Below are 19,033 nucleotides of genomic sequence, written 5' to 3'. Positions count from 1 at the left end.
GCCCCGTAGGCGTACCGCTGCCTGGGCCGTGTCCTGCGGCCTAGCGGGAGGCCGCGGTCATCGCCGCGCCGACGATCCCCGCGTCGTTGCGCAGTTCCGCGGGGACGATCTCGGCGCGGATGCCGTCGAGGTAGGGCAGGAACCTGTCCGCCTTGCGGCTCACTCCCCCGCCGATGATGAACAGCTCCGGGGAGAAGAGCATCTCGACGTGGGCCAGGTACTTGCGGAGCCGCTTGCCGGCCCAGTGCTCCCAGCTGAGCTCCTCGTCCTCGCGCGCCTTCGAGGAGGCGCGCTTCTCGGCGTCATGGCCCTTGAGCTCCAGGTGGCCGAGCTCCGTGTTGGGGACGAGCCGGCCTTCGGTGAAGACGGCGGAGCCGATGCCGGTGCCGAGGGTCAGCAGGATGACGGTGCCGGTGCGGCCGCGGCCGGCGCCGAAGGTCATCTCGGCGACGCCGGCCGCGTCGGCGTCGTTGAGGACGGTGACCGGGAGCCCGCCGACGGCCTCCCGGATCAGGGCGCCGGCGTCGGTGCCGATCCAGGACGCGTCGACGTTGGCGGCGGTACGGACCGTGCTGCCGGTGACGACGCCCGGGAAGGTGACGCCGATCGGGCCGTCCCAGCCGAAGTGCGCCACGACCTCCGCGACGCGGCCCGCGACGTCCTGGGGCGTCGCGGGCTGCGGGGTGAGGACCTTGTGCCGCTCCTCGGCGAGAGCGCCGCGCGCCAGGTCCACGGGGGCGCCCTTGATGCCCGAGCCGCCGATGTCCACTCCGAAGACGTTCATGGACTCACGGTAAGGGCCCGGGCCGGGTCCTACTCCTTGACGAGCTCGGCCGCCTCGGCGCGCAGGTCGCGGCGGAGCTCCTTCGGGAGCGAGAAGGTGAGGGTCTCGTCGGCGGTCTTGACCAGCTCCACGTCGACGTAGCCGCGCTGCGACAGCCACTCCAGGACCTCCTGGACCAGCACGTCGGGGACGGAGGCGCCGGAGGAGAGGCCGACCGAGGTCACGCCCTCCAGCCACGCCTCGTCGATCTCGCTGGCGAAGTCCACCAGGTACGCGGCGGGGACGCCGGCCTGCTTGGCGACCTCGACCATCCGGATCGAGTTCGAGGAGTTCTTGGAGCCGACGACGATGACGAGCTCGGCCTGGCCGGCCAGCTCCTTGATCGCGGTCTGACGGTTCTGCGTGGCGTAGCAGATGTCGTCCGACGGCGGGGAGACCAGCTGCGGGAACTTGTCCTTGAGGGCGTCGACCGTCTCCATGGTCTCGTCGACCGAGAGGGTGGTCTGGGAGAGCCAGACGACCCGGGAGGGGTCACGGACCTCGACCTTGGCGACGTCCTCGGGGCCGTCGACGAGCTGGATGTGGTCGGGGGCCTCGCCGGAGGTGCCGATGACCTCCTCGTGGCCCTCGTGGCCGATGAGGAGGATGTCGAAGTCCTCCTTGGCGTAGCGGATGGCCTCCTTGTGGACCTTGGTGACCAGCGGGCAGGTCGCGTCGATCGTCGCGAGCCGGCCCTGGCGGGCCTCCTCGTGGACGGTCGGGGCGACGCCGTGCGCGGAGAACATCACGATGTTGCCCGGCGGGACCTCGGTGGCCTGGTCGACGAAGATCGCGCCCTTCCGCTCCAGGGTCTGGACGACGTACTTGTTGTGGACGATCTCGTGGCGGACGTAGACGGGGGCCCCGTACTGCTCCAGGGCCTTCTCCACGGCGATCACGGCACGGTCCACGCCCGCGCAGTAGCCGCGGGGAGCGGCGAGCAGGACACGCTTCGGGCGGTTGGTCGCGGGCGTTGCAGTCATGCGTCCCATCGTAAGGCCGCGTCGGTGACCGTCTGGAGCGCGGCCGTGTCCGAAACTGACGCCATGGCTGAGAACGCGCAGGTGGACGGGGCGACGACGGGGCCGGACCACACGGGGCTCCGCCGGACGCTCGGCTTCCGCGACCTGGTGGTGTACGGACTGCTGTTCATCGCCCCGATGGCGCCGGTCGGCGTCTTCGGCACGCTGGACGCCAAGTCGCACGGCGCGGTCGCACTGGTGTACGTCGTGGCGACGGTGGCCATGGCGTTCACGGCCTTCAGCTACGCGCAGATGGTCCGGGTCGCCCCGCAGGCCGGCTCGGTCTTCGCGTACGCGCGCAAGGGCCTGGGCGAGGGGTTCGGTTTCGTCGCCGGCTGGATGGCGATGCTGGACTACCTGCTGATCCCGGCCGTCGCCTATCTCTTCGCGGGGATCGCGATGGAGGCGCTGGTGCCGGAGGTGCACCGGTGGGTGTGGACGGGGATCGCGGTGGTGGTGACCACCCTGCTCAACCTGTGGGGGGTGCGGGCGGCGGCCCGGGTCGGCTTCGCGGTGCTCGCGATGGAGATCGTGGTGCTGCTGGTCTTCGTGGTGTCGGCGGTGGTGGTGCTGGCGCGGGACGGGGCGCAGCGCGACTGGTGGTCGCCGCTCGCCGGCGACGGGACCTTCTCGCTCGCGGCGGTGATCGGCGCGGTGTCGGTGGCGGTCCTGTCGTACCTGGGCTTCGACGCGATCGCGGCCTTCGCGGAGGAGGTCACCGGGGGGTCGGCGAAGGTGGCGCGGGCGCTGCTCTTCTGCCTGCTCCTGGCCGGCGCGCTCTTCGTCGCCCAGACGTGGCTGGTGGCGCTGCTCGAACCGGTCTCCTCGGCGGAACTGGCGGCCGACCCGGCGAAGCAGGGCTCCGCCTTCTACGACGCGGTGGACGCCTCGGTCGGCGGCTGGCTGCACGACCTGGTCGCGGTGTCGAAGGCGATCGGCGCGGCCTTCGCGGCGCTGGCCGGGCAGGCGGCGGGCGGGCGGCTGCTCTTCGCGATGGGCCGCGAGGGGCGGCTGCCGCACGCGCTGGCGCGGACCGACTCGGGCGTGCCGCGGGTGGCGCTGCTCGTGTCGGCGACGGTGACGATGATCGCGGCGGTGTGGGCGGCCCGGCGCGACGACGGCCTGGACCACCTGGTGTCGGTGGTGGACGTCGGTGCGCTGACGGCCTTCGTGCTGCTGCACGCGAGCGTGGTGGGCTGGTTCGCGGTCCGCCGCGCGGAGGGGGAGCCGCACTGGCTGAAACACGTCGTCCTGCCGGTGGTCGGCGCGGCGATCCTGGTCGCGGTGATCGTGGAGGCGTCGGCGGCGGCGCAGCTGGTGGGCGTGATCTGGCTGGGCGTGGGCCTGGTGGTGCTGGCGGTGCAGGGGGCGGGGCGGCGGCCGGCCGGGAGCTGAGCCGTCCGGGAGGATCGGGGCGGGCGCGCCGATGACGTTGTCGGAGGGCGCGGTTACGCTCGGTGCATGGGTCTGACTACGTCCGCCGAAGCGCCGCTGCCCGTAGGTGAGGTCTCCCGGATGATCGGGGGATGGATCGACCGGCTGGGGGCGATCTGGGTCGAGGGGCAGATCACGCAGCTCTCGCGCCGCCCCGGTGCCGGGGTCGTCTTCCTGACGCTGCGGGATCCCTCGTACGACATCTCCATCGGGGTGACCTGCTACCGGCAGGTCTTCGACGCGGTGGCCGACGTCGTCTCGGAGGGTGCCCGGGTCGTCGTGCACGCCAAGCCGGAGTGGTACGCGCCGCGCGGGCAGCTGTCGCTGCGGGCGGTGGAGATCAAGCCGGTCGGGATCGGCGAGCTGCTGGCCCGGCTGGAGCAGCTGAAGCGGGGGCTCGCGGCCGAGGGGCTGTTCGCGCTCGACCGGAAGAAGCCGCTGCCGTTCCTGCCCGGGCTGATCGGCCTGGTCTGCGGCCGGGCGTCGGCGGCCGAGCGGGACGTGCTGGAGAACGCGCGGCGCCGATGGCCCGCCGTCCGCTTCGAGGTGCGGAACGTGCCGGTGCAGGGCGTGAAGGCGGTGCCGCAGGTGATCGCGGCGGTCCGGGAGCTCGACGCGCACGAGGACGTGGACGTGATCGTGGTCGCCCGGGGCGGCGGCAGCGTCGAGGACCTGCTGCCCTTCTCGGACGAGCAGCTGATCCGCGCGGTGGCCGCGTGCCGGACGCCGGTGGTGTCCGCGATCGGCCACGAGCCGGACTCGCCGCTGCTGGACCTGGTGGCGGACCTGCGGGCCTCCACGCCGACCGACGCGGCCAAGAAGGTCGTCCCGGACGTGGGCGAGGAGCTGGAGCGGGTGCGGGGGCTGCGGGACCGGGCGCTGCGGACGGTCCGGGGGCTGCTGGACCGCGAGGAGCGGGGGCTCGCGCACGCGCTGGCCCGGCCGGTGATGGAGCACCCGCAGCGGATGGTGGAGGTCCGGGAGGACGAGCTGGACGCCCTGCTCGCGCGCAGCCGGCGGGTCCTGGGGCATCTGCTGGACCGGGCGGACTCGGAGCTGGCGCACACCCGCGCGCGGGTCCGGGCGCTCTCCCCGGCGGCGACGCTGGAGCGCGGCTACGCGGTGCTCCAGCGGGCGGACGGGGCGGTGGTCCGCGCGGCGGAGGAGGTCGCGGAGGGCGAGGAGCTGCGGGCCCGGGTGGCGGACGGCGAGTTCACGGTGCGGCGCACCTAGCTTGTAGCGGGCGCGGGATCACGAGAGTCGACGAGAGTCACGGAGACGGAGAAGAGATGGCAAGCGGTACGGAGACGGCGGCGGCGCTCGGTTACGAGGAGGCCAGGGACGAGCTGATCGAGGTGGTGCGGCGCCTGGAGGCGGGCGGGACGACGCTGGAGGAGTCGCTGGCGCTCTGGGAGCGCGGCGAGGAGCTGGCGAAGGTCTGCCGGCACTGGCTGGAGGGCGCCCGCGCCCGCCTCGACGCCTCGCTGGCGGCGGAGCGCGCGGAGGAGGAGTCCGGGGACTGAGCCGCCCGGGAGGGGAGGGGTGGGGTCCGGTTAGACTGGCACGAGTGAAGCGGATCACTATCCGGATCGGATAGTTGAATTTTCACCAATCCTGGGCGTACTGTCGAGACGTCGCCCGGGATTCCCCGCCGGGCGGTCCCCTTGCAGTCCGGAAGGTACGCAGCATGTCCCTCGTTCTCGACCCCGCCGCCCAGGACCTCCTCTTCCGCGAGGCCCGTACCGCCAACACCTTCACCGACGAGCCGGTGACCGACGAGCAGGTCCAGGCGATCTACGACCTGGTGAAGTACGGCCCCACCGCCTTCAACCAGACCCCGCTGCGCATCACGCTGGTCCGCTCCCCCGAGGCCCGCGAGCGCCTGGTCAAGCACATGGCCGAGGGCAACGCCGCGAAGACCGCCGCCGCCCCGCTGGTCGCGATCCTCTCCGCCGACAACGAGTTCCACGAGGAGCTCCCGGCCCTGCTCCCGCACTTCCCGCAGGCCAAGGACATGTTCTTCGCCGAGCGCCCGGTCCGCGAGGGCTCCGCGCTGCTGAACGCCGCCCTCCAGGCCGCGTACTTCATCGTGGGCATCCGCGCCGCCGGCCTCGCCGCCGGCCCGATGACCGGCCTGGACTTCGCCGGCGTCCAGAAGGAGTTCCTGGACGACGACCACACCCCGCTGATGGTGATCAACATCGGCAAGCCGGGCGAGGACGCCTGGTTCCCGCGCTCCCCGCGCCTGGCCTACGACGACGTCGTCACGACCGTCTGAGCCGACCCCCACACGCAGAGAACCCCCCGGTGCCGTGCACCGGGGGGTTCTCTGCGTTCCGCGCGCGTCAGACCTTCTGGGAGCGGAGCGCGCCCGCCATCTCCGCGAGGGTGTCGAAGGACGCCGTGCCGGTCACGACCGTGGTCGCCCCGCCGTCGGTCCGCACCAGCGCGTCGTACTTGGGGCCCTCCCAGCGCTGCCACACCTGACCGGCCACCGTCTGCGTCTTCCCGGTGTTCTTCGCCGCGTGCGTGACCTTCGGCACGAACTTCTTCGGCTCCGCGGTCGACTGGTTCACCGAGACGTACTGGGTGTCCGGCGAGAGGAAGCCGAGCTGCCAGGCGTCGCCCTGCTCGCGCTTGTACGAGACGACCGTCGCCTTCCAGCCGTCGCCGAGCCCCTGGGGGGCCAGCACCGGATAGGGCGCCGCGCGCTGCGCCGTGACCAGCTCGACCCGGTAGTCCTTGGCCTTCACCGGTTCCGCGTCCTCGTCGTGCGGGATGAAGAGATACATGACCCCCGCGGCGACCATGATCACCCCGAGGGACTGGAACATCCCGCGTACCGTCTGCCTGCCTCGCTTAGCTGCCACGTCCCATATGGTCGCATCACGGTCCGGCGCTCATACGTGGGCCCCTCTGCTCAATTTGTCGACCTGGCGATAGAGTCGCAGCACCCTCCTTTTTTCCGGCCGTCGTCGTACAGAAAGGTGCGCTCCGATGACCGAGCACCACCTCCCTCCCGAGCTTGAGGTCTCTCCCGAAGCCCCCGACCGCAACCTCGCCCTCGAACTGGTCCGGGTGACCGAGGCCGCCGCCATGGCCGCCGGCCGCTGGGTCGGCCGCGGCGACAAGATCGGCGCGGACGGCGCGGCGGTCAACGCCATGCGGACCCTCATCTCGACCGTCTCGATGAACGGCGTCGTCGTCATCGGCGAAGGCGAGAAGGACGAGGCGCCGATGCTCTTCAACGGCGAGCGGGTCGGCGACGGCACCGGCGCCGAGGTCGACATCGCCGTGGACCCGATCGACGGCACCACCCTGAACGCCAAGGGCATGCCGAACGCCATCGCCGTGCTCGCCGCCGCCGACCGCGGCTCCATGTTCGACCCGTCCGCGGTCTTCTACATGGACAAGCTGGTCACCGGCCCCGAGGCCGCCGACTTCGTCGACATCAACGCGCCCGTCTCGGTCAACATCCGCCGGGTCGCCAAGGCCAAGGGCATGCAGGCCGAGGACGTCACCGTGGTCATCCTGGACCGCCCCCGCCACGAGGGCATGGTCAAGGAGATCCGCGAGACCGGCGCCCGGATCAAGTTCATCTCCGACGGCGACGTGGCCGGCTCCATCATGGCCGCCCGCGAGGGCACCGGCGTCGACCTGCTCATGGGCATCGGCGGCACCCCCGAGGGCATCATCTCGGCCTGCGCCATCAAGTGCCTGGGCGGTGTCATCCAGGGCAAGCTGTGGCCGAAGGACGACGCCGAGCGCCAGAAGGCCCTCGACGCGGGCCACGACCTGGACCGGGTCCTCACCACGACCGACCTGGTCAGCGGCGACAACGTCTTCTTCGTCGCCACCGGCATCACCGACGGCGAGCTGCTGCGCGGGGTGCGCTACCGCTCCGAGACCGCGACCACCCAGTCGCTGGTCATGCGCTCGAAGTCCGGCACGATCCGCCAGATCGACTCCACGCACCGGCTCGCGAAGCTGCGCGCGTACAGCAAGATCGACTTCGACCGGGCGAACTGACCCGGCCCGACGACGGCAGCGAAGAGGGGCGCCCCCATGTGCGGTGGGGGCGCCCCTTCCCGTACGGGTCCGTCGCCACGGAGCCGGCTCAGCCGGCCTGGGCGATCCGGTCCGCCGCGGCCGCCTTGCGCAGCTCCACCTCGCGGCGCCGGCGGCGGGCCAGCACCACCCGGCGCTCGGCGGCGGTGAGCCCGCCCCACACGCCGTACGGCTCCGGCTGGAGCAGCGCGTGCTCCCGGCAGTCGACCATCACGGGGCAGCGGGCGCAGACGCGCTTGGCCGCCTCCTCGCGGGCGAGCCGCGCGGCGGTCGGCTCCTTGGAGGGGGCGAAGAAGAGGCCGGCCTCGTCCCGGCGGCACACCGCCTCCGCGTGCCAGGGACCCTCCTCGTCCTCCCGCGCGGGGGCGCGCTGAGGCGGCACGGCGGCTACCTGGAGGGGCTGATGCGGCAGTTGCAGCACGGTCTACTCCTGACGACGGCTTCGCGAGCGAGCAGCGATGCACGAGCCCTACCCGCTGTGCGCGCGCCTATGCACTGCGTACGGCTCCCATCCGGAGTCCGGACCCCCGGCGACGCATTCCGGTCACGTCCTGGCCGAAACCCGCCCGGAGGTCAGTGCCCCAGGTGCTTGCGGATCTTGCTCTGGAGGTCGACGACCCACTTGCCGCGCTTGGGTCTCGCCTCCACGTTCCCGCAGACCGCGTAGCCGTTGACCACCACCAGCGGCGCCTGCGGGTCCACCCCCTCCAGGGTCGTGACCTCGAAGTTCCCGAGGACGCCGGTGCCGGTGCCGCGCAGGCTGATGTTCTCCGGGACGCGGATCTCCACGTTCCCGAAGATCGAGGTGGCGTTGATGGTGGTGAGCGGCTGGGCGAAGATCGCCTCGGTCAGGTCGATCTCGATGTTCCCGAAGATCGCGAAGGCGTTGGTGCGGCGGGCGACCCGCCAGCGGCCCTTGCGGGTGGTGCTGGAGAAGACCGCGAGCAGCTGGTCCGCGTGCCCCTCGACGTCCTCCGGACCGTACGCCGCCGGGGCCGGCTCCGGCCGCGCGGCGGACGGGCCCGGGTCCGCGGCGGGCAGGTCCCGCACGATCGGCTCCAGCTCGCCCACGGTCTTCGCCCGGTAGACCGCCTCGACCCGCTCCGCGTGCTCCTCCGCGTCCAGCCGCCCCTGCGCCAGCGCCTCGGCGAGGATGTCCGCGACCCGGTCCCGGTCGGCGTCCGAGGCCCGCAGCGCACCCTGGGGATCCGCGTAGGCGGGAGCGGCGGGAGCGGCCGGGGGCGCGGGTGCGACGGGCGGCGCGGGCGCGACGGGCGGGACCGGCGCGGCCGGTGCCTCGGGCGGGGTGGGAGCGGGCCGCTGGGCGGGGTCGGGCTGCTTTTCGAGGTCCACCCGTCCACCCTGGCACACGCGATAGATCGCGACCAGGGCCCCGAACCCCCATCTCTCCCCTAGGGGACGAACCACCCCGGCGGCCAGGGGAACGCCCCCGGCGACCCACGGACGGAACCCGGCGTCCGGGGAACGCCCCCGGCGGCCCGCCGACGGAACACTCCACATCGGCGCGGTCCCGGCCGCTGGTGAGCCTTACCTCACAGGATCGGTGCCGCGCCCGCGTTCTACGCTGGAGGGCGCGCCCGCCAACGGAGGCGGCGCGCTGCTGTCTGCCGAGTGAGGAATGGCTGCCGTCATGCCAGAGTTTGCGTACTCCGATCTGCTCCCCCTGGGAGAGGACACCACGCCCTACCGCCTGGTGACCGCCGAGGGCGTCTCCACCTTCGAGGCCGACGGCCGTACGTTCCTCAAGGTCGAGCCGGAGGCGCTGCGCAAGCTGGCCGCCGAGGCCATCCACGACATCCAGCACTACCTGCGCCCGGCCCACCTGGCGCAGCTGCGGAAGATCGTCGACGACCCCGAGGCGTCCTCGAACGACAAGTTCGTCGCGCTCGACCTGCTCAAGAACGCGAACATCGCCGCCGCCGGCGTGCTCCCCATGTGCCAGGACACCGGCACCGCGATCGTGATGGGCAAGCGCGGCCAGAACGTGCTGACCTCCGGCCGCGACGAGGAGGCCCTGTCGAAGGGCGTCTACGACGCGTACACCAAGCTGAACCTGCGCTACTCGCAGATGGCCCCGGTGACCATGTGGGAGGAGAAGAACACCGGCTCGAACCTGCCCGCGCAGATCGAGCTGTACGCGACCGACGGCGGCGCGTACAAGTTCCTCTTCATGGCCAAGGGCGGCGGCTCGGCCAACAAGTCCTTCCTCTACCAGGAGACGAAGGCCGTCCTCAACGAGGCGTCCATGATGAAGTTCCTGGAGGAGAAGATCCGTTCGCTCGGCACGGCGGCCTGCCCGCCGTACCACCTGGCGATCGTCGTCGGCGGCACCTCCGCCGAGTTCGCGCTGAAGACCGCGAAGTACGCCTCCGCGCACTACCTGGACGAGCTGCCCACCCAGGGCGACGCCGCCACCGGCCACGGCTTCCGGGACAAGGAGCTGGAGGAGAAGGTCTTCGAGCTGACGCAGAAGATCGGCATCGGCGCGCAGTTCGGCGGCAAGTACTTCTGCCACGACGTGCGCGTGGTGCGCCTCCCCCGCCACGGCGCCTCGCTGCCCGTAGCGATCGCCGTCTCCTGCTCGGCGGACCGCCAGGCCGTCGCGAAGATCACCGCCGAGGGCGTCTTCCTGGAGCAGCTGGAGACGGACCCGGCGCGCTTCCTGCCGGAGACCACGGACGAGCATCTGGACGAGTCCGGCGACGTGGTGAAGATCGACCTGAACCAGCCGATGGAGCAGGTCCTGGCCGAGCTGACCAAGTACCCGGTCAAGACCCGGCTCTCGCTGACCGGCCCGCTGGTGGTGGCCCGCGACATCGCGCACGCCAAGATCAAGGCGCGGCTCGACGCGGGCGAGGACATGCCGCAGTACATGAAGGACCACCCGGTCTACTACGCGGGCCCGGCGAAGACCCCCGAGGGGTACGCCTCCGGCTCCTTCGGCCCGACCACGGCCGGCCGGATGGACTCGTACGTGGAGCAGTTCCAGGCGGCGGGCGGCTCGATGGTGATGCTCGCCAAGGGCAACCGCTCGCAGCAGGTCACCGACGCGTGCGGCACGCACGGCGGCTTCTACCTCGGCTCCATCGGCGGCCCGGCGGCCCGCCTCGCGCAGGACTGCATCAAGAAGATCGAGGTCCTGGACAACGAGGAGGACGGCATGGAGGCCGTCTGGAAGATCGAGGTCGAGGACTTCCCGGCGTTCGTCGTCGTCGACGACAAGGGCAACGACTTCTTCCAGAACCCCGCGCCCGAGCCGACGTTCACCCACATCCCGGTGCGGCAGGGCTCCCAGCTCTCGTAACCTCCGGTAGCACCGCATCCGCCCTCCGGTCCCGCGTGGACCGGGGGGCGGTGTCGTCTCCTCTACGAAAAGTCGCTACCGACCGGTAGCCAGCCGGACACTTACTGGTCAGTATGGGTCGCGAGCATGTCAACCACTGAGACGGTCGACCACTCGGGAGCCCCCCATGCCCAAGCCCTCCGCCAAGTCCGCGGCCACCGCCACGGGTCTGCTCGGCCTGACGGCCCTCCTCGTCGTCGGGCCCGCGCCCGCCGCCTCCGCGGCGGACCCGGACAGCCACCACACCTCCGCCGCCGCGATGGAGGGCGTGGACTACACGACCTGGCGCCGTGACGTCGCCGCCGTCGTCGCCGAGGCCCGCCCGTACATCGAGGCGCGGGCCCAGGACGCCGGCACCGAGCGGCAGGCGATCGTCCTCGACATCGACAACAGCTCCCTGGAGACGGACTTCCACCCGTTCTGGGAGCTGCCGACCCCGGCCATCCCCGAGATCCACTCCCTGGTCCGGGACGCGCACGCGCGCGGGGTGAAGGTCTTCTTCGTGACCGCCCGCCCGGGGATCATCCACTCCCTCACCGAGTGGAACCTGAAACAGGTCGGCTACCCGGTGGACGGGCTGTACGTGCGCTCGCTGCCCGACCTGTTCGCCGAGGTCAGCGCCTACAAGACGGAGAAGCGCGCCGAGATCGAGGCCAAGGGCTACACGATCATCGCGAACATCGGGAACAACACGACCGACATCGTCGGCGGTCACGCCGAGCGCGCCTTCAAGCTGCCGGACTACGGCAAGCTCTCCTGACGGGACGCCCCTGGGGCGCCTAGCGGGTGATGTGGAACTCCAGCCTCGAATAGTCCCCGTCGGGGGTGGAGCGGATGTAGCCGCGGGCGTCCTTGAAGTCGCCGGTGCCGCCGGTGACCGCGATGTCGAACGCGGCCGGGGCCTCGTTCGAGGGGTCGAACGAGGTCAGGTTCTGCCCGGTGAGCTGGCCGCCCGGGCCGCCGTTCAGGACGAAGGTGCCGACGCAGAGCAGGTCGGCCGGGCTTCCGGCGCGCACCACGGTGCACGTGACGCCGTCCCGGCCGACCGACTCGCCGCCCTTGGTGCGGGAGAGGTCGTCGGCGAAGGCGAAGGAGTCGCCGAGCCCGGGTGCCCGGCCGGTCTCCTCGCCGCTCTCGTCCGTCGGGACCTCTTTGGAGTAGAGGGTGAACTCGAACCCGTCGGCGGCCGGTGCGGCGGCGACCGGTGCGGCGGACGCGTAGGCGACGGCGGCCACGGTCGCGGCGCCGAGGGCGCCGATCCTCCTGAAGCTCCGGGTCATGGACTGCCTCCCTGGCGGGGTGTGGATCCTCCCCCTTCGGGCCGTCCTCACATTGTGCTGCCGCCGTCCGGGTGACGCACGCCGTCGGGGATGATGGGGCCATGCCAGTCAGAGCCCCCCTTCTCCGTACCGCCCTGCTCGCGGCGGCCCTGCTGACCGCGTGCGGTACGACCCCGGAGCCGGCCGCGCCGGCCGCGGCGCCCACCGCGGCGCCTTCGTCGGAGGCGTCCGCCGCCGCGGCGGTGCCGGCCGGGACCCTCGGGCGCCCCGGGAGCGCCTGCACCCTCCCCGTCTCCTTCACGCTCACGAAGGGCTGGAAGCCGAAGAAGGTCACCCCGCCCGCCGACCCCGACTTCGCCGAGCTGGTGGAGCAGGGGCCTGCCACGGTCGTGTGCGAGGTGGACTCCGAGGACACCCCGGACATCGGCTTCCTGCGGGTGTGGACCGCACCCAAGGGGAAGGCCCGCGCCACCCTGGAAGCCTTCGTGAAGGCCGACGACGGCACGAAGGGGCTCGTCCTGAAGGACACGACGGCGGGCGGGCTGCCGGTGGTGGAGGCCCACTACACGTCGCACAGCGAACTCCTCGACGAGGAGCGGGCGGAGCGGTCCCTGGCGGTGGTGACCGCGAAGGCGGTGATCGTGCTGGAGCTCGGCGGCCTCGACGCCGACGAGGAGGCGGTGGTCGCCGCGTACGAGCTGGCGAAGTCGAGCCTCGCACTGACCTGAGCGCGCTCGTGACGAGGCCGTGGGCCCCCCGCCCCCCCCCGCCGGGGGGGCCCCGCGGGGGGGGGCCCCCCGGCGTGGCGGACATCTGGGTCGCGGGGCCCGTGCAGGGCTGGTGCCCGCCCCGCACCCTCCCCGCCCCCAGCCGCCCCGCCCGGCCGCCCGCCCCCCGCCGTACACGGGCCCGCGGGCTAGGCGAACTTCTGGTTCGCGGAGCCGTTGCAGGTCTGGAGCCGGACCGGCTCCTTCGCCGCCCCCTGCGTCAGGCAGAGGCCGGTCGCGGCGGCGGGCCGGATGGTGGCCCCGTCGCGGACGAACCTCTGGTTGGCGGCGCCGGAGCAGTTCCAGAGGATGAGCGCCTTGCCGGCCTGGTAGGCGGCTCCGGGCACGTCCAGGCAGCGGTCCTGGGTGAGTTCGGTGTGGACCGTCTTCCGGGCGGAGTCGTACCACCAGCCCTGGTTGCGGCCGCCGTGGCAGTCCCAGCCGAGGACGGCGGTGCCGTTGGCGGACTCGGAGGCGTTCACGTCGAGGCAGTTGCCGGTGGCCTCGTTCCGCAGCGGCTCGTAGACGTCGTCCCAGGCGAGCGGGAAGAGCGTCGGGGTGCCGGAGGAGTTCACGTCGGCGCAGCTCGCCTCGCGCAGGCCGGAGCCGTAGAGCTGGGTCAGGCAGGAGGCGAAGGCGGCGTGGCCGCTCTTGTTGGGGTGGAAGGACTGGCGGGTGGAGTTCTCGTCGATGCCGCCGGGCTTGGAGAGGTCGATGTACAGGCCCCGGGCCCAGGTGTCCTCCATGCAGACCTCGTGGCCGTGGAAGAGCCGCGAGTTGTCGAGGTAGACGGCGCCGGTGGAGGCGGCGACCTTGCGCATGCCGCGCTCGAAGGCCGGGACGGCGACGTTCCGGCCCCACTTGGTGTCGGAGTCGTAGCCCATGCCGCCGCAGCTCAGCTTGCCGGGGAAGCTCGGGTTGTCGTAGAAGTCGGGGCCGATGGGGCTGGGGTAGCCCATGACGACGAGCTTGTAGTCGCCGTCGGCGTACCCGGCGTCCCGCATGACCGTCCTCAGGTCGCGGACGGTCTGCTCGACCTTGGGGACGAGGGCGTCGACGCGGGCCTGCCAGCCGGGGGCGTACTTGGGCTCGCAGGTGCCCTGGCTGAGCACGTACCGGGTGACGCAGTCGGTCATGACGGGGCCGAACTGGAGGTCGTCGTTGGCGCCGGCGACGAGCAGCACCATCTTGATCCGGGTGTTGCGGGCCTTGACGGCGAGGTTGTCGCTCTGGACCAGCTCGTCCGCGTACTGCTTGCTCCCGCCGATCCGGATGTTGCCGGTGTAGGCGCCGGAGCAGGAGACGTTGAAGGTGAGGTCGGCGGCGATGCCGGTGCGGTGGATGGCCGCGTCGGGCGAGCGGTGGCACCAGTTGGTGGGGCCGTTGGTCGGGGACTCGTAGTTCCCGACGCCCTCGCCGGAGATCTCGCTGTCGCCGAGCGAGATCAGGCCGGTCTTGCGCTCGCCGAGCGGGCGTTCCTCGGGGCTGCCGTAGATCTTCGTGGCCTCGGCGGCCCGGATCGCCTCCAGCTCGGGCGGCAGGGGTACGGAGGCGACGGCGGCCCTCGTACCGGTGTCGGCCGCTCCCGCCGGGGCGGCGGTCAGGGAGCCGAGTGCGGCGGCGGCCGCGGCGACGGCGGCGATGGGCCACCGGAGTCTGTACCTGGTGCGCGTCATTGCGCCTCCTGGAAGTGGGGTTACCCACGGTTTTTACTGGCCGGTACACGCCTTGGGAATACATCGAACAAGACAAGTGCTCATCTTTTTGAGGATGTTGGGGAAGCTGAGCACGCCCGGGAGGACGAACGACCATGAACGACACCGAGGGCTACCGCGTCGAGCACGACTCGATGGGCGAGGTGCGGGTCCCCGCGCACGCCAAGTGGCGGGCCCAGACCCAGCGGGCCGTGGAGAACTTCCCCGTCTCCGGGCAGCGCCTGGAGCGCGCCCACATCGAGGCGCTGGCCCGGATCAAGGCCGCCGCCGCGACGGTCAACGCCGAGCTCGGCGTGATCGACCGGGACCGGGCGGAGGCGATCGCCGCCGCCGCCGAGGAGGTCGCGGAGGGCCGCTGGGACGACCACTTCCCGGTCGACGTCTTCCAGACCGGCTCCGGCACCTCCTCGAACATGAACACCAACGAGGTGCTGGCCACCCTGGCCGGCGAGCGGCTCCCGGCCGACCGGGCCGTCCACCCCAACGACCACGTCAACGCCTCGCAGTCGTCCAACGACGTCTTCCCCTCCTCCATCCACATCGCCGCCACCGCCGCCGTCACCCACGACCTGATCCCGGCGCTCGACCACCTGGCCACCGCCCTGGAGCGAAAATCAGCCGAATTCGCGACGGTCGTGAAGTCCGGCCGTACGCATCTGATGGACGCCACCCCGGTCACCCTGGGCCAGGAGTTCGGCGGCTACGCGGCCCAGGTCAGGTACGGGATCGAACGGCTCCGCGCCTCCCTCCCCCGGCTCGCCGAACTCCCCCTCGGCGGGACCGCGGTGGGCACCGGCATCAACACCCCGCCCGGCTTCTCGGCCGCGGTCGTCGCCGAGCTCGCCCGCACCACCGGGCTGCCCTTCACCGAGGCCCGCGACCACTTCGAGGCCCAGGGCGCCCGGGACGGCCTGGTGGAGACCTCCGGCCAGCTCAGGACCGTCGCCGTCTCCCTCACCAAGATCGCCAACGATCTGCGCTGGATGGCCAGCGGCCCCCGCACCGGACTGGCCGAGATCAACCTCCCCGACCTCCAGCCCGGCTCCTCGATCATGCCCGGCAAGGTCAACCCGGTGGTCCCCGAGGCGGTCCTCATGGTCGCCGCCCAGGTCACCGGCAACGACACCACCGTCGCGGTGGCCGGCGCGGCCGGGAACTTCGAGCTCAACGTGATGCTCCCGGTGATGGCCAAGAACCTGCTGGAATCCGTACGCCTTCTGGCCAACGCCTCCCGGCTCCTCGCCGACCGCACCGTCGACGGCATCACCGCCAACGTCGAGCGCGCCCGCGAGTACGCCGAGTCCTCCCCGTCCGTCGTCACCCCGCTCAACAAGTACATCGGCTACGAGGAGGCCGCCAAGGTCGCCAAGCGGTCCCTCGCCGAGCGGAGGACCATCCGCGAGGTGGTCCTGGAGTCCGGCTACGTGGAGCGCGGCGACCTCACCCTCGAACAGCTCGACGAGGCCCTCGACGTGCTGCGCATGACCCGGCCGTGACGGCGGGGCGACCCGGGCGTGAAGCCCGGCCGTCCCCCGCGTGACTCAAGCGTGACGCGTACCGCAGCGCGGGTGGGAGCGCGCCCCTAAGATCTGCGCATGACAGGAGCGGACGGATCGGGCGACATCCAGCACTGGGCGCCGGGGGAGCACATCCTCTGGCGCTACCGCGGCATCGGCACCGACGAGGTGCACATCTGCCGGCCGGTGACCGTCGTCCGCGACACCCCCGACCTGCTCGCCGTGTGGATGGCGCCCGGCACCGAGTGCGTCCGGCCGGTGCTCGCCGACGGCACCTCCGTCCACGACGAGCCGCTCGCCACCCGCTACACCGCGCCCCGCACCACCGAGCGCGCCCGCTGGGCCGGCAGCGGCGTGCTCAAGCTCGCCCGCCCCGGCGACCCGTGGTCGGTCTGGCTCTTCTGGGAGCGCGGCTGGCGCTTCCGCAGCTGGTACGTGAACCTGGAGGAGCCGCGCCGCCGCTGGGCCGGCGGCGTCGACTCCGAGGACCACTTCCTCGACATCTCCGTCTACCCCGACCGCAGCTGGCTCTGGCGGGACGAGGACGAGTTCGCCCAGGCCCAGCGGGCCGGGCTGATGGGCCCGGACCAGGCCGAGCGGGTACGGGCCGCGGGTGCTGCCGCCGTGGCGCTCGTCGAGAGCTGGGGCGCCCCCTTCCGGGACGGCTGGGAGGAGTGGCGGCCCGATCCCGCCTGGACCGTCCCCGCCCTGCCCGTGGACTGGGATCGCACTCCGGCGCACACGGCGCCATGAGACCCTTGATGCGCCCCCGGGGTTCAAACGTAGGATCGTCCTCCGCACGGCCGACACCGGGCGAACACGACGTCACCGACCGAACGCAGCACAGCAACTGACCACACGTCACCGCACGTCATCGATGAGGGGGAGAGCAGTGCCGGAGCTGTGCCCGGGTGGCGCGCCCCCCGCCCCTGCCGTCGTCCGCGGATCGTCCGCGTCCACCGCGAACACCGCCTCCGGGGGGTTTATCCCCGGCGAACGCGCGGCATCGGCGAGAAGAGCGAGTGCATCGCACCACCGGCCCGGACGGACGGAATCCCACGCGTGACGGAGCATCCCACCTCCCACGAAGGCCGGCAGCCCCTGGCCGACCGGCCCCAGGAACAGGCGCGGCCCCGCCAGGAGGCCGCGCCCGCCGGCCTGCCCTCCGACATCCCCGCGCAACCCTCGGCGCAGGCCCCGGCGCAGGTCCCGGAGACCCCCGGCCAGCCGGCGCCCCAGGCACAGCCGCCCCAGGCGTCCGGTCCCGGCGCGCCCGCGGTCGCCGTCGCCGTCTCCCCCGGCGCCGCCCCGGCCGGCCGGCGCGAGGGCGACCGGCTGCGGTTCGTCGGCGCCGCGACCCGGCGGATCGCCCGCGGCCTCGACCTCGACGAGATCGTCCTCGGGCTGTGCCGGGCCACCGTGCCGGCCTTCTCCGACGAGATCCTCGTCTACCTCCGCGACCCGCTGCCGGTGGGCGACGAGCGGCCCGTGGCGCCCTTCGTGCTGCGGCTGCGCCGCACCGACCGGCTGCGGTTAACCCCCGACCTGGAGGGCGACGAGCTCGTCCTCGTACCCGATCCCGACCCGACCCCGGCCGCCGAACTGTGCGAGGTGCGCTCCGGCAGCGCCCTCTCCGAGGTGCTCCGCGGGGTCCGGCCGGTCTTCGGCGACTCCGCCGCCGCCCGGGCCGCCCTCGGCGAGCTCCTCGGCCCGGACCATCCGCTCCCCCGCGGCCTGCGGGCGATACTGGCGCCGCTGCGCGGCCGCCGGCGGGTGATCGGCGCCGCCGTCCTGCTGCGCCGCCCCGAGCAGCCCGCCTTCGAGCCGGACGACCTGCTGGTCGGCGCCCAGCTGGCCACCCACACCGCGCTCGGCATCGACAAGGCGGTGCTGTACGGCCGGGAGGCGTACATCGCGGACGAGCTGCAGCGCACGATGCTGCCGGACTCGCTGCCCCAGCCGACCGGCGTCAAGCTCGCCTCCCGCTACCTCCCGGCGGCCGAGACCGCCCGGGTCGGCGGCGACTGGTACGACGCGATCCCGCTGCCCGGCAGCCGGGTCGCGCTGGTCGTCGGCGACGTCATGGGCCACTCCATGACCTCGGCCGCGATCATGGGCCAGCTGCGCACCACCGCGCAGACCCTGGCCGGGCTCGACCTGCCGCCGCAGGAGGTGCTGCACCACCTCGACGAGCAGGCCCAGCGGCTCGGCGAGAACCGGATGGCGACCTGCATGTACGCGGTCTACGACCCGGTCTCGCACCGGATCACGGTCGCCAACGCCGGGCATCCGCCGCCGATACTGCTCCACCTGGACGGCCGCGCCGAGGTGCTGCGGGTGCCCGCGGGCGCCCCGATCGGCGTCGGCGGCGTGGACTTCGAGTCGGTCGAGCTGGACGCCCCGGCGGGCGCGACGCTGCTGCTTTACACGGACGGCCTGGTGGAGTCCCGGCTGCGGGACGTGTGGACCGGGATCGAGCAGCTGCGGGAGCGGCTCGCGGCGGCGGCCCAGCTGACCGGGCCGGACCACGCGCCTCCCCTGGAGGCGCTCTGCGACGACGTCCTCGACATGCTGGGCCCGGGCGACCGGGACGACGACATCGCGCTGCTCGCGGCCCGGTTCGACGGGATCGCGCCGAGCGACGTGGCGTACTGGTTCCTGGAACCGGAGGACGCGGCCCCGGGCCGGGCCCGCCGGCTGGCCCGCCGGGCGCTCGCCCGCTGGGACCTGGAGGAGCTGACGGACTCGGTCGAGCTGCTGATCAGCGAGGTGGTCACCAACGCGGTGCGGTACGCGGAGCGGCCGGTGACCCTGCGGCTGCTCAAGACCGACGTGCTGCGCTGCGAGGTCGGCGACGACTCCCCGCAGCTGCCCCGGCAGCGGCGGGCGCGCGAGACGGACGAGGGCGGACGCGGTCTGTTCCTGGTGAACCGGCTGGCGCGGCGGTGGGGGGCGACCCGGCTGTCGGGCGGCAAGGTCGTCTGGTTCGAGCTGGCGACCCGCGTCTGATCCGGTACGGCGGAGGGCGGGCCCCCCCCGCCGG

18 protein-coding genes are annotated in these 19,033 nt (G+C 72.6%); 11 read left to right on the top strand and 7 right to left on the bottom strand.

All coding sequences use genetic code 11. The features are described 5' to 3' along the window. Positions 1-40 precede the first annotated feature (40 nt). Positions 41-784, bottom strand: a complete 744-nt coding sequence (gene ppgK, locus ACFW1I_RS33565; RefSeq protein ID WP_384677078.1) for a polyphosphate--glucose phosphotransferase — start codon at positions 782-784, stop codon at positions 41-43. A gap of 29 nt (positions 785-813) precedes the next feature. Next, the gene (locus ACFW1I_RS33560; protein WP_384677076.1) at positions 814-1,815 is read right to left on the bottom strand and encodes a 4-hydroxy-3-methylbut-2-enyl diphosphate reductase; all 1,002 of its coding nucleotides are present in this window, start codon (positions 1,813-1,815) and stop codon (positions 814-816) included. Between the two features lie 54 nt (positions 1,816-1,869). Here ACFW1I_RS33560 and ACFW1I_RS33555 point away from each other — a divergent pair, with 54 nt between their 5' ends. The 4 genes from ACFW1I_RS33555 to ACFW1I_RS33540 all read left to right on the top strand — a co-directional run bounded on the left by ACFW1I_RS33555 (position 1,870) and on the right by ACFW1I_RS33540 (position 5,557). Next, the gene (locus tag ACFW1I_RS33555; protein WP_384677073.1) at positions 1,870-3,240 is read left to right on the top strand and encodes an APC family permease; all 1,371 of its coding nucleotides are present in this window, start codon (positions 1,870-1,872) and stop codon (positions 3,238-3,240) included. A gap of 66 nt (positions 3,241-3,306) precedes the next feature. Beyond that, the gene (gene xseA, locus ACFW1I_RS33550) at positions 3,307-4,512 is read left to right on the top strand and encodes an exodeoxyribonuclease VII large subunit (RefSeq protein ID WP_384677071.1); all 1,206 of its coding nucleotides are present in this window, start codon (positions 3,307-3,309) and stop codon (positions 4,510-4,512) included. 56 nt (positions 4,513-4,568) lie between these two features. Then, positions 4,569-4,802: an exodeoxyribonuclease VII small subunit gene (locus ACFW1I_RS33545; RefSeq protein WP_384677069.1), complete on the top strand. Its 234-nt coding sequence runs from the start codon at positions 4,569-4,571 to the stop codon at positions 4,800-4,802. A 164-nt stretch (positions 4,803-4,966) separates the two neighbouring features. Then, entirely contained in the window at positions 4,967-5,557 is a 591-nt protein-coding gene (locus ACFW1I_RS33540; RefSeq protein ID WP_384677067.1) for a malonic semialdehyde reductase, read from the top strand. 67 nt (positions 5,558-5,624) lie between these two features. Here the strand turns inward: ACFW1I_RS33540 and ACFW1I_RS33535 are convergent, their stop codons facing one another. Then, positions 5,625-6,149 (bottom strand): DUF4245 domain-containing protein, encoded by a 525-nt coding sequence (locus ACFW1I_RS33535; protein ID WP_384677065.1) that lies wholly within the window; start codon positions 6,147-6,149, stop codon positions 5,625-5,627. 127 nt (positions 6,150-6,276) lie between these two features. On the opposite strand from ACFW1I_RS33535, the gene glpX reads away from it, so the two are divergent. Further along, positions 6,277-7,308, top strand: a complete 1,032-nt coding sequence (glpX, locus tag ACFW1I_RS33530) for a class II fructose-bisphosphatase (protein ID WP_384677063.1) — start codon at positions 6,277-6,279, stop codon at positions 7,306-7,308. An 88-nt stretch (positions 7,309-7,396) separates the two neighbouring features. Here the strand turns inward: glpX and ACFW1I_RS33525 are convergent, their stop codons facing one another. Beyond that, the gene (locus tag ACFW1I_RS33525) at positions 7,397-7,768 is read right to left on the bottom strand and encodes a WhiB family transcriptional regulator (protein ID WP_031011340.1); all 372 of its coding nucleotides are present in this window, start codon (positions 7,766-7,768) and stop codon (positions 7,397-7,399) included. 152 nt (positions 7,769-7,920) lie between these two features. Next, positions 7,921-8,700, bottom strand: coding sequence for a DUF1707 domain-containing protein (locus tag ACFW1I_RS33520; protein WP_384677061.1), 780 nt, complete (start codon positions 8,698-8,700; stop codon positions 7,921-7,923). Positions 8,701-8,998: 298 nt separating this feature from the next. Here ACFW1I_RS33520 and ACFW1I_RS33515 point away from each other — a divergent pair, with 298 nt between their 5' ends. Together ACFW1I_RS33515 and ACFW1I_RS33510 are read left to right on the top strand one after the other, a co-directional pair. After that, entirely contained in the window at positions 8,999-10,672 is a 1,674-nt protein-coding gene (locus ACFW1I_RS33515) for a fumarate hydratase (RefSeq protein WP_384677059.1), read from the top strand. Positions 10,673-10,838: 166 nt separating this feature from the next. After that, the gene (locus ACFW1I_RS33510; protein ID WP_384677057.1) at positions 10,839-11,471 is read left to right on the top strand and encodes an HAD family acid phosphatase; all 633 of its coding nucleotides are present in this window, start codon (positions 10,839-10,841) and stop codon (positions 11,469-11,471) included. Positions 11,472-11,490: 19 nt separating this feature from the next. Here ACFW1I_RS33510 and ACFW1I_RS33505 read toward each other — a convergent pair whose 3' ends face one another. After that, entirely contained in the window at positions 11,491-11,991 is a 501-nt protein-coding gene (locus tag ACFW1I_RS33505) for a hypothetical protein (RefSeq protein WP_384677055.1), read from the bottom strand. Between the two features lie 101 nt (positions 11,992-12,092). On the opposite strand from ACFW1I_RS33505, the gene ACFW1I_RS33500 reads away from it, so the two are divergent. Beyond that, complete coding sequence (locus tag ACFW1I_RS33500; protein WP_384677053.1) at positions 12,093-12,719, top strand: lipoprotein; 627 nt, start codon at positions 12,093-12,095, stop codon at positions 12,717-12,719. Positions 12,720-12,907: 188 nt separating this feature from the next. Here ACFW1I_RS33500 and ACFW1I_RS33495 read toward each other — a convergent pair whose 3' ends face one another. Continuing rightward, positions 12,908-14,434, bottom strand: a complete 1,527-nt coding sequence (locus ACFW1I_RS33495; protein WP_384677051.1) for a ricin-type beta-trefoil lectin domain protein — start codon at positions 14,432-14,434, stop codon at positions 12,908-12,910. A 134-nt stretch (positions 14,435-14,568) separates the two neighbouring features. Between ACFW1I_RS33495 and ACFW1I_RS33490 the strand changes: the two genes are divergently transcribed. The 3 genes from ACFW1I_RS33490 (at position 14,569) to ACFW1I_RS33480 (ending at position 18,999) form a co-directional block, all read left to right on the top strand. After that, positions 14,569-15,969 (top strand): class II fumarate hydratase, encoded by a 1,401-nt coding sequence (locus tag ACFW1I_RS33490; RefSeq protein WP_384677049.1) that lies wholly within the window; start codon positions 14,569-14,571, stop codon positions 15,967-15,969. Positions 15,970-16,068: 99 nt separating this feature from the next. Then, positions 16,069-16,743, top strand: coding sequence for a DUF402 domain-containing protein (locus ACFW1I_RS33485; RefSeq protein ID WP_384677047.1), 675 nt, complete (start codon positions 16,069-16,071; stop codon positions 16,741-16,743). A gap of 309 nt (positions 16,744-17,052) precedes the next feature. Continuing rightward, positions 17,053-18,999 carry a SpoIIE family protein phosphatase gene (locus ACFW1I_RS33480; RefSeq protein ID WP_384677045.1) on the top strand — a complete coding sequence of 649 codons (1,947 nt, stop codon included), beginning with the start codon at positions 17,053-17,055 and terminating at the stop codon, positions 18,997-18,999. The last annotated feature ends 34 nt before the right edge of the window (positions 19,000-19,033 follow it).

The organism is Streptomyces sp. NPDC058955, assembly GCF_042741435.1.
Lineage (GTDB): Bacteria > Actinomycetota > Actinomycetes > Streptomycetales > Streptomycetaceae > Streptomyces.
Note: the sequence above shows the minus strand (reverse complement) of the source record. Positions and strands in the feature narration are given on the sequence as shown.

Bases quoted from the DNA above. Each gene is read 5' to 3' on its own strand.
- glpX (WP_384677063.1), top strand. From the start codon at position 6,277: ATGACCGAGCACCACCTCCCTCCCGAGCTTGAGGTCTCTCCCGAAGCC.
- ACFW1I_RS33485 (WP_384677047.1), top strand. From the start codon at position 16,069: ATGACAGGAGCGGACGGATCGGGCGACATCCAGCACTGGGCGCCGGGG.
- ACFW1I_RS33490 (WP_384677049.1), top strand. From the start codon at position 14,569: ATGAACGACACCGAGGGCTACCGCGTCGAGCACGACTCGATGGGCGAG.
- ACFW1I_RS33515 (WP_384677059.1), top strand. From the start codon at position 8,999: ATGCCAGAGTTTGCGTACTCCGATCTGCTCCCCCTGGGAGAGGACACC.
- ACFW1I_RS33510 (WP_384677057.1), top strand. From the start codon at position 10,839: ATGCCCAAGCCCTCCGCCAAGTCCGCGGCCACCGCCACGGGTCTGCTC.
- ACFW1I_RS33540 (WP_384677067.1), top strand. From the start codon at position 4,967: ATGTCCCTCGTTCTCGACCCCGCCGCCCAGGACCTCCTCTTCCGCGAG.
- ACFW1I_RS33505 (WP_384677055.1), bottom strand. From the start codon at position 11,991: ATGACCCGGAGCTTCAGGAGGATCGGCGCCCTCGGCGCCGCGACCGTG.
- xseA (WP_384677071.1), top strand. From the start codon at position 3,307: ATGGGTCTGACTACGTCCGCCGAAGCGCCGCTGCCCGTAGGTGAGGTC.
- ACFW1I_RS33545 (WP_384677069.1), top strand. From the start codon at position 4,569: ATGGCAAGCGGTACGGAGACGGCGGCGGCGCTCGGTTACGAGGAGGCC.
- ACFW1I_RS33560 (WP_384677076.1), bottom strand. From the start codon at position 1,815: ATGGGACGCATGACTGCAACGCCCGCGACCAACCGCCCGAAGCGTGTC.
- ACFW1I_RS33555 (WP_384677073.1), top strand. From the start codon at position 1,870: ATGGCTGAGAACGCGCAGGTGGACGGGGCGACGACGGGGCCGGACCAC.
- ACFW1I_RS33495 (WP_384677051.1), bottom strand. From the start codon at position 14,434: ATGACGCGCACCAGGTACAGACTCCGGTGGCCCATCGCCGCCGTCGCC.
- ppgK (WP_384677078.1), bottom strand. From the start codon at position 784: ATGAACGTCTTCGGAGTGGACATCGGCGGCTCGGGCATCAAGGGCGCC.
- ACFW1I_RS33500 (WP_384677053.1), top strand. From the start codon at position 12,093: ATGCCAGTCAGAGCCCCCCTTCTCCGTACCGCCCTGCTCGCGGCGGCC.